This is a genomic window from Haloquadratum walsbyi C23, from assembly GCF_000237865.1.
GTDB lineage: Archaea > Halobacteriota > Halobacteria > Halobacteriales > Haloferacaceae > Haloquadratum > Haloquadratum walsbyi.
Genome location: NC_017459.1, coordinates 535,698 through 548,293 on the forward strand (window position 1 = coordinate 535,698; position 12,596 = coordinate 548,293).

General features: G+C 45.5%; 9 protein-coding genes and 2 tRNA genes. 9 read left to right on the forward strand and 2 right to left on the reverse strand.

Translation table 11 applies throughout. The features are described from left to right. Positions 1 to 64: 64 nt before the first annotated feature. Positions 65 to 1,462 (reverse strand): CCA tRNA nucleotidyltransferase, encoded by a 1,398-nt coding sequence (gene cca / locus HQRW_RS02420; protein WP_014555313.1) that lies wholly within the window; start codon positions 1,460 to 1,462, stop codon positions 65 to 67. 149 nt (positions 1,463 to 1,611) lie between these two features. Between cca and HQRW_RS02425 the strand changes: the two genes are divergently transcribed. Continuing rightward, positions 1,612 to 1,684 (forward strand) — tRNA-Asn (locus tag HQRW_RS02425). Positions 1,685 to 1,908: 224 nt separating this feature from the next. Beyond that, a tRNA-Ile gene (locus HQRW_RS02430) sits at positions 1,909 to 1,983 on the forward strand. Positions 1,984 to 2,299: 316 nt separating this feature from the next. Here HQRW_RS02430 and HQRW_RS02435 read toward each other — a convergent pair. Continuing rightward, entirely contained in the window at positions 2,300 to 2,854 is a 555-nt protein-coding gene (locus HQRW_RS02435) for a metal-dependent hydrolase (RefSeq protein ID WP_014555314.1), read from the reverse strand. A 189-nt stretch (positions 2,855 to 3,043) separates the two neighbouring features. Here HQRW_RS02435 and HQRW_RS15780 point away from each other — a divergent pair, with 189 nt between their 5' ends. The 7 genes from HQRW_RS15780 to HQRW_RS02470 all read left to right on the forward strand — a co-directional run bounded on the left by HQRW_RS15780 (position 3,044) and on the right by HQRW_RS02470 (position 12,564). Beyond that, positions 3,044 to 3,196: a hypothetical protein gene (locus HQRW_RS15780; RefSeq protein WP_158307731.1), complete on the forward strand. Its 153-nt coding sequence runs from the start codon at positions 3,044 to 3,046 to the stop codon at positions 3,194 to 3,196. A gap of 886 nt (positions 3,197 to 4,082) precedes the next feature. Next, the gene (locus tag HQRW_RS02445) at positions 4,083 to 4,349 is read left to right on the forward strand and encodes a hypothetical protein (protein ID WP_014555316.1); all 267 of its coding nucleotides are present in this window, start codon (positions 4,083 to 4,085) and stop codon (positions 4,347 to 4,349) included. Positions 4,350 to 4,876: 527 nt separating this feature from the next. Next, positions 4,877 to 5,884 carry a TAXI family TRAP transporter solute-binding subunit gene (locus tag HQRW_RS02450; protein WP_014555317.1) on the forward strand — a complete coding sequence of 336 codons (1,008 nt, stop codon included), beginning with the start codon at positions 4,877 to 4,879 and terminating at the stop codon, positions 5,882 to 5,884. A gap of 295 nt (positions 5,885 to 6,179) precedes the next feature. Further along, complete coding sequence (locus tag HQRW_RS02455) at positions 6,180 to 6,674, forward strand: DUF1850 domain-containing protein (RefSeq protein WP_014555318.1); 495 nt, start codon at positions 6,180 to 6,182, stop codon at positions 6,672 to 6,674. Beyond that, complete coding sequence (locus HQRW_RS02460) at positions 6,671 to 9,379, forward strand: TRAP transporter permease (RefSeq protein ID WP_014555319.1); 2,709 nt, start codon at positions 6,671 to 6,673, stop codon at positions 9,377 to 9,379. The genes HQRW_RS02455 and HQRW_RS02460 overlap by 4 nt, the downstream gene beginning before the upstream one ends. A 149-nt stretch (positions 9,380 to 9,528) precedes the next feature. After that, positions 9,529 to 11,688, forward strand: coding sequence for a cryptochrome/deoxyribodipyrimidine photo-lyase family protein (locus HQRW_RS02465; RefSeq protein WP_014555320.1), 2,160 nt, complete (start codon positions 9,529 to 9,531; stop codon positions 11,686 to 11,688). Positions 11,689 to 12,168: 480 nt separating this feature from the next. After that, positions 12,169 to 12,564 carry a hypothetical protein gene (locus tag HQRW_RS02470; protein ID WP_014555321.1) on the forward strand — a complete coding sequence of 132 codons (396 nt, stop codon included), beginning with the start codon at positions 12,169 to 12,171 and terminating at the stop codon, positions 12,562 to 12,564. Positions 12,565 to 12,596: the final 32 nt, after the last annotated feature.

Here is a 12,596-nt window from a genome sequence, read left to right on the forward strand (position 1 = left end):
ATATAGACTTCTTCTTTCAGTTATATTCGGACTTGGGGAACGACATTAGTCCTGAAATTGACGTTCACACACCCGACGCTGTTGGTTCAAAATATTGGGTCAGCGACTCACCAAACTCGGAGGTTAATGCTATGATCTCGTCTTCGACAAGCACTGTATATGTGTCCGCAAGCGCTTCCTCAATTTGCGCGCCAAGACCAGCGTTGAAAATAGACTCTGACTGAAGAAATGCTGCCGCGTCTGTCCACGTCCGCTCACGTTCAACAACATATCGATCGCCGTCAATGAATGGTCCATATGTGTCTGCGTCGGTCTCGTAGGCTGTGTAGAATTCACTTGCGTGTTCGCGAACAGTAATCGGCGGACCAGTGTGACGCTCAATCGCTGGACAGTGTCGATGCATAAGTTCAATAAACAGTACTGCTTGGTCATCTGCAAACGCTGCTGTCCGAATGACGTCGAATCCCTCTGTTTCGAGTGCTGTTCGTATTCCCTGTACTGATTTTCGTAGCTGTGGATATAACTGATCATCGACGATATCAGGTGAATCGAACACGAGCGCCATTGGGGATGTCCCACGACGTTGGAGATGTGTCCGAACTGTCTCAATGTCCATCTCTGCAGCCATCTCAGTCGGCGACTCAAAATATGTTTGCTTTGGCTCTTCGAGAAATTGTCGCGCATAATGTTGGAATCGAGAGATGTTTGTAGCTGAGCAAACAGCAGCAACATTCCGGGCTGGATCTGTAGGATCGACAACGGTAAGTGGATCATCGTGAGCAGCGGTTCCATGAGCTTCTGGATCAATTTCAACCGGTGGTTGCCACCTCGCTGCAGCTTTGAGCACTGCCTCAAAGTCACCGTACTCAATCACGAGTAACTCTGTTAGATATCCTGAGAATCCTCGTGTTCGGAGGTCACTTCCATATGCTCCAATTCCCTTGAGGAACTTCTTCAGCACTCGTACCGCTGCAGCAATTCTTTCGTCTATCCGTGTCTGAAGATACTGGTTATGATGCGGAGTTCGATCAACTGCCGATTGAAGCTCGCTCCCAGCATCAACATCATAACACGGAACGAGATCAACCTCAAATCCCTCGAAAGTGCCAGTGATGTATGGATGTTCAGCGTATTCTTCATGACCTGATGGAAGCACAGCACTTCCCACTTTCAGTCCATACTCTTCGAGAGCCTCTCGATTAAGCTCAGTTGGAAACCGAACAAAAATATCGATATCACGGTCGCCCGCTAACCATGTCCCCCGAGCTGTTGATCCAACCTGAACGACATCCGCACTAACCGGAAGCGACTCAACCTCAGTAGTGATACGATTGCGTAATTGACTCATGACTCGCTGCATTGCCTCGCGTTCGGCACTATCTGGGTCAATCCGGTCACGAATCTGCTCAATGACCATCTGATGCTCAGATTCAAATCCGTCTTTAGCATCACCCTTACTCATACTCTCTTCCCATTTTTATCATATATATGGCTGCTATTGGCGAAAGGGTATCGATACCGGTTTTAATGTTAATTCATCTGCTCAATCTGTTCTTGACCACGAAGCGAAAGCCATATTATATTACCTCGGTTTATTTTTGAATACGTTAAGCCGTCGTAGCTCAGTTGGTAGAGCACCTCGCTGTTAACGAGGTGGTCCCAGGTTCGAGTCCTGGCGACGGCGTCTTAACGGTATTCTCAATAGCTCACACATGCGACTGCGTGCTCTACAAGCGGAGCAGGGCGAGTGCCTCGGGGCTTGTCCCCGAGGTACTTCACTTTCCACGAAGTTTATTATATAATTGGTTATCAGCAGGGTGAGTGAATGTTCGTATGAATGACAATATAATGTTAAAAATTGACCGTCGAAGATAACACATAAGAACGTCACTCCAAATTTGCATATGAGGGCCCTTAGCTCAGCCTGGTGAGAGCGCTCGGCTCATAACCGAGTGGTCGTTGGTTCGAATCCGACAGGGCCCATTCTTATTTTTATTCCCAGATACAATTACACCGCAGCGACATCTCTGTGAACTGAATTCGTCATCTATATTCGTCGAGTGCCCACTCTCCCTGTACTCAAGTTTTCGCCCTGTTTTGGATAAGTCGAATATACTGGGCGGTGACTAAATCTCTGAAATAATTCATGATAGACAGTTCAGTTTATGACAGACGTGGCAATTCAAAAAAGAGCATATACCAGCCGTGAGACGCAGATATACAGTCAGGATCAGAGTGTATGGCTTACATTGATGAAGCCATATCAAAACGTGATGACAGCAATACATGGTATAAAGATTCAGAACCCAGCAAAACTAGGTAGCACTGAATAATACAACTCATGTAAAATAGTAGCAATAAATGCCGTTACCCCGCTTGCTAGAAGTGCTGCATTCCAGCGTTTATTATCGGCAGTACAGAGACCGAGAGCAGGACCCCACGAACTAACCGGCCAGAGCGGTTTCACTCTGAATCCACCTCCCTTTGTCAGAGTATCTGTGATAATATGTGTAAAGAGAGATATTGCCACCACTCCAGCAAAAAACGCCCAGACAGTAGATGGAACTATCAACACTGTTGTAATAAGATTATGCTCGACAGCTAACTGCTGTCCAAAATGAAACGGATATGTGATTGTACTTGCTGAAATAAACGCAAGGGCGAGTGTGAATACAATACTGTGTGTCGGTCCTCGATGGCTAATAATGCTCTCAGGAATGTATTGATCCTGATCGGGTATGCGAGCGTACATCATCATTACTGCCGTTGCAATCATGCCAGTAACGATCCCCAGTCCAAGCACACAGCCCGCCCCTACGAGCAATGTTGTTCCATAATGTCCCTCTCGATGCATTCTCTTATCTCTCAAATACCGTTAATTGGCAATGTCACATGCATATTATTCGACCTATGCTGCGTTTTAAGATAATTGAATTTTCTCCGTAATGTATAGTCATCGAATACTAGCTGATAGATTCTTCCATATCAGCGACTGAGCTATCTGCTTCGATAAAGATAGGCACAGTGACAGGTAGTTTAACATATGGGTAGGAATCAGGCTGGGAACCGAGCGATTCCCTCCAGTCCGACGATGGCGGCCTGTCCGCCACAAGCACTCAAACAGGAATCGGAACCAGTCAGGCGAACGGTCGGCTCCCATAATGAACCGATGCAGATGCAGTGCCCGACTGCTTGAAAACACCACAGAAAGTAACTCCGAGTCCGTTGAAATCTGCCGGACTCCCCAAGGCAAAAACAACTTCGGGAGTCCGAACACGACAGAGAATAGGAGTACCGGGGGCTGAGATGTGGCACTCCCAGTAGTCCCACTCGACTCCCCACAGTCCGTGAGCCCCACATGGATTCTCACCGTGCCGGGGCTCGGTGGAACTGCAAACCTGAAATTCCTACCATTCACGCTCACGCTCAGGATTTCTCCGCGTTATAGTAGTTCACAGAAGAAGTGGGTACTTGAGTAGACATGCATCGGTCAGAGTAGTTCTCTCGCATCGAATGAGTGAATCAGTTCACCCAGAAGTTTGTTGAATCACTATACGCGGAGGAGGATCTCAAGTCGGTGAAATTGTATTTGTGACTTCACAACAAGATATCAGGAGTCACTGACACCACAGAGCAGCACAACACTTGTCCAGTGGAGGTGGACATCTTATATATGATCAAAATGGACACCGATGTTTGACCCGATAATATCAAAGAGGCAACAGTGATGATTGGTTTGGCTATATTCGCTGTCAGTGTCATCGAATTGTGGCACATAAATCCAAGATTCATATTTCGAGTTGATGCTATTGTCGAACAGGTAACAATCGGGGCAATACCAGGAGTGGGGTACTCGACATTCGCCGAGGATGTCACTCTGCAGATTGAGATTCGAGAGGTCGAACAACTGAATATGAACAGTCGTGAGACGATACATGAGTACGGTTATCACTAGTGCTGATGAGATTATCTAAATAGACTCCCCTGTCACACTTGCTTATTGAATGATTGATATTTTCGAAACAAGTTGGAGTGGGGAATGAGATTAAAACATCAGTACTCTTAGGAGCGTATAATCAGATATGAGCGACATACTCGGGGCGATCGCTGGGACGGCAGTATATGAAAAGGTGCGGATTGAGGTTCAGAACTCACGATATAAAATAACTGGTGAGTATCAAGCCAGCGAAGTTACCTATAACGTCCCGCATGGGTGTCTGCAAATAGAACGCATGGACGTTGAATTAGAGCAGGACTCGGTACTGATACTCAACGCTCCAGATGAGACTTTCATTTGGATCGACCGAATCGAGGACAATGTAAATATCACTCGGGAGAACCCAATATAGATTTTTTAGTCTTCAGAGGACCATCTGATGATGTCATATGAGTTCTGTGTCTGGAGCGGTCCCCGGTACTTGCTCATGAGTTGGTGACGCCCTTTGTTGAACTCAAACTGCCTGGATGCCGATGACCGAACAGTCCTGTAGTGAGTCGAGAGTCGGAACACCATCCGATCCTGACAAAGAATACACTCGAAGAATCTAAAGAATACAGCGAGAGTTCCACGGGTTATTTATCCCATGTTAGTTTAAGAACTTTTTTTGAATGCCCCACGCTTGGTGGCGTGGAGAAATCGCGCTGCTTTCCGTTTAGAGATGATAGGCTGCGGGCAGATTATCGACAACTACTCGGCGGAAACCACAAAAAAATCTTATTTGAGTCGGCTCTCAGTGCTGATATAGCTTCGACGAACTGCGGGCACCCCTTCCGGCGAACAGTATCAAATCACAGGAATGACTCATATAATCGCTTGTCTTAATCAGATAACTAAATAAATAGGCATATATATACCTACATACAAAAATACAGTACAATGACGTCAGATCAGACTCGACGACGCTTTATATCGGTAGTTGGTGCAGCAGGTATTACAGGTCTCGCTGGTTGTAGCGGGGGCGGCGATGCCGGTGATGAGGGATCCGAGACAGAAGCCGCTGAATCAACGGAGGCAGACAGCGGGAATGAAAACACACGTCTGAGCTGGCACGCCGGTGGAACCGGTGGAACATATTTCCCTCTCTCAAATGAATTCAAGACGGTTGTTGAGGATAACACCGACTTTTCTTTGAATGTCCAATCAACCGGTGCAAGCGTTGAAAATGTTGGTAGTCTCACCGATGGATCCGCAGACTTTGCACTTATTCAGAATGATATTGCATTCTTTGCGAAGAATGGAACAGGTATCGATGCATTTGATGGAAACCCTATCGAGAATCTCCGTGGCGTTGCTACACTTTATCCAGAGACAATTACAGTCGTCACACTCGCTGATAGTAACATTAGCACACTCTCAGATTTAAGTGGGAAAACAATTAATACAGGTGACCTTGGGTCAGGCACCCAGGTTAATGCGAATCAAATTCTTGAAGCAGTCGGTATCACAGAGTTCACCGAACAAAATGCTGGCTTTTCACAAGCATCAGAGCAGTTAGCGAACGGCGATATTGACGCCGCTTTTGTTGTCGGTGGGTGGCCAGTTGGTGCAATTGAGGATCTCGCAACAACAAATGATGTTCAAATCGTCCCGATTCAGGGTGAAAACCGTCAGACCGTTAAAGGTGCGGCCTCGTGGTTTGCCGATGATACCATTCCTGCAGGAACATATAATGGCGTTGACGAGGCGACTGAAACGATAGCTGTTCAGGCAATGATTGCAACGCGCGCTGGGCTTGATGCTGGCACCGTTGAGACTGTTACAGCGGCACTGTTTGAGAACGTCGATGCGCTCACGATTAAAACTGAGTTTATCTCGACTGGCAGCGCACAGGATGGAATGTCGATTGAACTACATGAAGGGGCAACAGCATTCTTCGAAAACTAACACTATCATCTCTCAGATAAATAATCTCATTGGTTCATTACCAATCTAATTAATCAGTTAGATAGTTTTATTTTGACCACTAATAATATACTTTAATTGATAGACATATCTTGATGATACGAGCGCACAATCAGGCTATGAGTGATAGTATGGAATTATCTTGGGTCACACCTCAATAATTTGTTATGTTACAACATCACTTCTGGAGGCATTTGTCTTATACATGCGTAGAGATCATTAAATCTAAAAACAAGTCAACACCAGCGACAAGCCGATAAAATAAGACAAATCACGAATGCAGCATACGACAAACATACGATTTATTACTGGATTACTCGTCATTGTTCTTCTTGCTTCCACAATAGGAACATCAATAGCACCAGGATTTGTTTTGATCATTGAAGATATTGATACAGACGAGACATACATTCGTCACCCAGTTGACAATGGAACAACATTTGCTGTTGAATATACTCACAGTGTTGAGAAAACACGCGTCTATGACGAATATCAAGTCTCTGGTCAACAATTTGTCAATACGCGAATGGAATTCGAATCATATGGCTGGGGACTTCCAGCTACCGCTAATGTGACAAATCGCAATGGAACGTTTGTATATAACCCTTCAGGTCCAATCACAACAATGTCTGAACTTCTTTTATCACCTGGTCGGATCGCGAATCACACACTCATCGTTAACAATGAACGTTATAATCTTGTCACCCAGACAAACGCGAATGACGTCCGAATTCATATCGAACGCCAATCCCCGATGGAACGAGTTGTATGAGCGCTGACACACCTTCTGATAATCCTCGCTCTTCGACAGAGACGGACAATGATAATGTAATACAGTCTGCTTCAGATACCGAGGATACAACGGAACTCATTGACGAAATTGAGCGACGACGTTCACTCACTGGTATTGCAGCTGTTATTACAGCGGCAATTGGTGTGCTTTTCTCAATCTTTCAATTATTACTAGCCGCACAGAGTTTCACGATAACACTCTGGGCACCGATTGTGGGAACAGTCAATATTTCATTACAGCTACTACAGGCAAATGCTATTCATGTGACATTCGCGCTTGTACTTACTTTTCTGTTGTTTCCAGCAACGATGGGAGAAGGTTTCATCTCACAAACATTCAGTCGCGCACACGCCACTATTGTTGAGACGCTGGGTGAGTCAAATCCACTCTCGAAGGTAATTACTCATCTTGCGACTGTTCTCCGGTGGGCATCTCTCGACCCAAATCGCCGTCGCATCACCCCATTCGATGTCATCAGCATTATTGCGGCTATTCTCACAACGACGTATTTCATCACCGACTTTGAGGAAATACAGCGAATGCGTGTGTTTGGTCTTGAGTCAGGGCGTCCAGTTGTTGAAATCTATCCCATACTCGACCCAGTACTCGGTGGACTTCCGATTATCGGTGACATCTCGTATGCATTATTATTAGGTGTTATAGGTATTCTCCTTGTTCTTGAGGCGACACGGCGAACCCTTGGACTCCCATTAATGTTGATCGTTGCGACATTCATTATTTATGCTCGGTGGGGATATCTCATCAGCACAACGACACCGTTGTTAGGATTACTTGCCATCCCTGAGTTGACGTGGCCAGACATTATCCAAAACCTCTGGTATAATACTGAAAATGGTGTATTTGGGATTCCGGTCACCGTCTCGGTCAGTTTTATCTATATTTTCATTTTGTTCGGTGCATTCTTAGAGATGAGTGGCGCTGGTCAGTGGTTTATTGATCTTGCATATGCGCTCACCGGTCGTCGAAAAGGTGGTCCAGCAAAAGCGAGCATTCTTGCTAGTGGATTCATGGGAACGATTTCAGGATCTTCAATTGCCAACACGGTCACAACGGGTGCATTTACAATTCCATTGATGAAACAGTCGGGATACTCTGCTGAGTTTTCTGGTGCTGTTGAGTCATCATCATCATCAGGCGGACAAATCCTCCCACCAGTGATGGGTGCTGCTGCGTTTTTGATGGTACAATATACTGCCACCCCATTTGCAGATATTATTATCCTTGCGACAATCCCTGCGGTTGTGTTTTTCTTTGGGGTGTGGGTGATGGTCCATCTCAAGGCTGTTGAAGAGGGAATTGGTGGTGTTGATGCAGCAGAACTCATTTCACTCCGCGAGCATCTGCTTGATGGATGGTATTATATCATCCCGATTGCGTTGTTGTTATTCTATTTGATCATTGAACGACTCTCAGTTTCTCGTTCAGCATGGTTTACCCTTGTCTCACTTGTCGCGCTTATCACACTCGTCGGTGCATATAATAAAGATACTCGTGGCGTGCTCACGCTGTCACTCGCGACTATCATCGGCGTAGAATTACTCTCACACAGTTTTGCCGGCGTTAGCGTCGTTGAGTTTATCTCTGGTACACGTGCAAATGCTATGCCAGCAAGCGTCGCAATAGATGCTGTCCTGCCCCGGATTGGTTGGTATATAATAGCAGCAAGTATACTCACACTTCTGTATAAACCAAAGGCAGTATCTGCACATCTCGAATTGAATCCATCCGTTTTGAATACTGTTGAGGATGTCTCATCACGAACAAACGCCAATATTGGTGATTATCAACTATTCCGACTAGGCGCGTTCATATTTGAATCAATGGAGAATGGTGCCCGGACTGCTGTCCCCGTTGTTATTGCTGTTGCCGCAGCGGGAATCATTCCAGGTGTCATCAGCGTGTCTGGATTGGGACCTAATCTTACATCATTACTTCTTGTGCTTTCTGGTGGCTCCGTGGTCATTATGTTAGTTGTGACTGCCTTTGCAAGCATCCTTCTTGGCATGGGGATGCCGACAACAGTTACATACATTATCCTTATCTCGATGCTAGCGAGTCCACTTGTTGAGTTTGGAATTCCACTGCTGGCAGCACACCTATTCATTCTATACTTCGGGGTAATCGCTGATATCACGCCCCCAGTTGCTGTTGCTGCTTATGCTGCTAGTGGAGTTGCAAAATCAGACCCATTCGAGACGGGTCTAAAAGCATTCTCACTCTCATTGAACAAAGCAATTGTTCCCTTCGCGTTCGTGCTGGCGCCTGGTATCGTCCTATTACGTAAAAAATCAAACGCTGCAGAACTCCCTCTCCGTGAGCGATACCGCGTGATTGAGTTTGCAGATCTTCTCGATTTATCATATGCTATTCCAGAGATTGCAATCCCGATTATCGGTGTATTTATTGGTGTCGTCGCTTTGGGCGTCACTGTCATTGGGACATTATACACAGAGGTATCAACGATTGAGCGAATAGGCTTCGCAACGAGTTCACTGATTTTGATGTCTCCACAACTCCTCTGGACGCTTATCATCGATATTCTGACCCTCCTTGGGACAAGCCTCATGATGACTGGGTCAGTAATTGAACTTATTCTCCGCGGGATTGGACTTGCTCTATTCGTTATCTTGGCTACGCGAAATCGGAAGGATGCAGCAATATAGCTGATAAATTAGCTATACTCAATGAATATGATACTGTCTCAAGAGTAAACAGAGATTGACAGTCACTGACAGTATAATATAATTTCTCCTTGTGATACTGTTTTCCCGACGGATTCATATCGGTTACTCGCTTTCATTCATATGTATTGATGAGCGACGACGCCGGAGTTGATAGCGATATCACATCGGTTCCAGTATTATCAGACATCCCTACTCCCACCGAGGCAACCACCACCGACACCGATGTTGACCCTGCGACAGCACCATCTGATGTGAATGGCTGCGTCGTCTGGCATCGTAAACACCTTCGAACCGCTGACCATCGAGCCCTCGCGAATGCTGTTGCCGATGCAGATATTATCTGTCCGCTGTTTGTATTTGACCCAACGTTCTATGATAATGATGGATTAGCATGTGATGCCCGTATCAGATTTTTGCATGAAGCCGTTGATAGCCTCAATCAACTATATGAAAATTCACCGACACAGTCAATCACACATCAAGCATCTGCGTCACACGATTATCTTGCCGAAGAGACACCTGTTGAACCGCAGCAAATCCAGTCTATCACTGGGGAATATCAAATAAGCGCAGATTCAGATTCGGGTTCAGATTCGACTTCGAATACACCGCTGAAAACAAATAACAGCGAGAGCGACACAATACAATCATCACCAAGAGCATCTGAATATTCATCAGGACTGACAGTTGGTTACGGTGATCCAGTAGATATTCTCTCACACTTTGTCGATCGTGGATGGTCGATATTGACGATGGAAACGCCGACAAGTCGGTATGGCAAACGTCGTGATACCCGTGCTCAATCAGTTTGTGGTGATGCTCTGAGATTTATCTCTGGTGATGGGCTCATACGTGACGCAGAATGGTCACGGGCAAATTGGAAGAACCATATCACTGAGTGGCTATCGGCTGAACAGCATACGCCTGAGTGGAGTGGGAATACAACACAACTCACAATCCCAACAGGTATTACGCCATCAGTCGTCGAAAAGACACATAAAATTAATCCAGCAAAAAAGATGGTTCCGACCGGCACACATCGTGCCGCAACGACGCAACTGCGAGCATTTGTCGATCAGATTGGATCGTATCCAAGCAATATTTCTGCACCGCAAGATGCCCGAACAGGAACAAGTGGGCTTTCGCCGTATTTTAATTTTGGACTACTCTCAATCCGCCAGGTGCATCAATATGTGAATAATAATACGCCTGAGTGTCGTGGTCGACGAATGTTTACGAGCCGGTTGATTTGGAACTGTCACTATAATCAGAAACTTGCCGATTGGGCAGGATGGACCGACCGTGCCGTCAATCCTGCATTTGAGGAATTCAATGCAGACCGTCATAACCCAGCGCTGGTTGATGCATGGAAACACGGACAAACCGGGTTTCCGATGGTTGATGCTTCCATGCGATGTCTCCGCGAAACTGGCTGGTTGAACTTCAGAATGCGTGCAATGTGTGTATCCATTTTCACACACATTCTCCAACAACCATGGTGGATTGGTGCCGACTGGTTTCATCATCATCTCATTGACAGTGATGTCGGCATCAACTACACACAGTGGCAGAGTCAGGCTGGTTTGATTGGTAAACCATCTCAGCGGGTGTATAATCCGCGAAAACAAGTCCGTGATCATGACTCTGATGGAGAGTGGATCACCAAATGGGTCCCTGAATTATCTGACCTCCCTGCACAGCATTTTCCTCGACCTGAGCGAACACCACTTGCAGTTCAATCTGAATGTAATGTAATTATTGGCGATGACTATCCACGACCGGTCGTTGACTTTGATGCCCGTCGTGAAACATTCTGGTCGCGGTATGAGCGACGACGTCCTGAAGCAGCACGTGAACTCGCCCGTCCAGAAATTGCGAAACGAGCTTCCTTTTCTGGCGGTTATGACGCTGCACAAGCAATTGCACAACGTTATGCCGTGGACGAGTCTGATAATGAAGCTGATAATATACAGCTATCATTTTCTGAGATTACGACTATTGATACAAACAGCGATTCCACGGGTGAAAATACCCCTGCGATCAATGAGCTAAATGATACAGCTCACACCGTTCCTGACTCATCGATGACGCTTCAAAAGTCAGTTATCTCAATTCCAACAGGCACTGGTGACTATGCTGGTGAGCCTTCTCCAGACGATCGTGAGGCTGTTTCAAACGCAGTAGATCTCTCAACGACAGACAAGACTGGTGACTCAAGTAATGATAATATAAACACGGATAGATCAACTGAAACGGATGAACAAACAACGATTGAAGGATTTATGTGATGGTTAATTGGATTTTCAGCGATAACACTCATTGCTAACATCATATACCAGTGCTGTATGAAACCCAGTGGTAACATGAACAACACAATAATCTGAGCTTTTATATCGTCAGCAATCTATATTATATCTAATATGCTTGGGCTCCGATTTTTCGCCTGTAATGTCTGTGAGACTGTGATGGCTGCTCCAGTGGAACCATCTCAATGTCATGATTGTCATGATGAAGATATTGCTGAAATCTCTGAGATGCTCCAATCAGATGCCTATTTCACGAGAGCACAGAATTAATAAAATTCTAACACTATTCTCTGCATCATCAAGTTCAAACTCACAATCCAATAAATGATATGTTCGTTTCATGTACAGATTCTCAAGGCGACTGCCTCGGGACCCCAAGGTAGATTCACAACTCACCATGACAACTCATCTTCATTATACTACACCTTTTCATTAATCTACCGTGATCAATAATTGACATCAGTGGACAGTAAATACCGAGATGGAATCCTTGCGGTGATAGCCAGTGGGGCTCTTATTGGGGCTGCACTAATACTCAAGACCGAATCAGGCGTGAATACTGAATTGACTGCGACTATTTTCACCATATGGCCGGCTATGATAGGTATATTTGGGATGATTGCGATTGAATTGATATGCTTATACAATCCAAATCGAACACAAGCAATCTGGAGTCGTCGCTCCATCCAATTCAGTAGTGTTATACTTGTTATTATCGCAGGCGGGTTCGCACTTGTGAGTGACATTCAGTGGATATTCACAGCACTAGTCTGGGGGCTTACTGCATATTTGATATTACTAATTATTGTCATTGTTCTGGGCACGAATCCGCTTTTAGGATTAGTCTCCTCTCGGTGAAAGACATAGATCGGTCTCAATGAAAATACAGA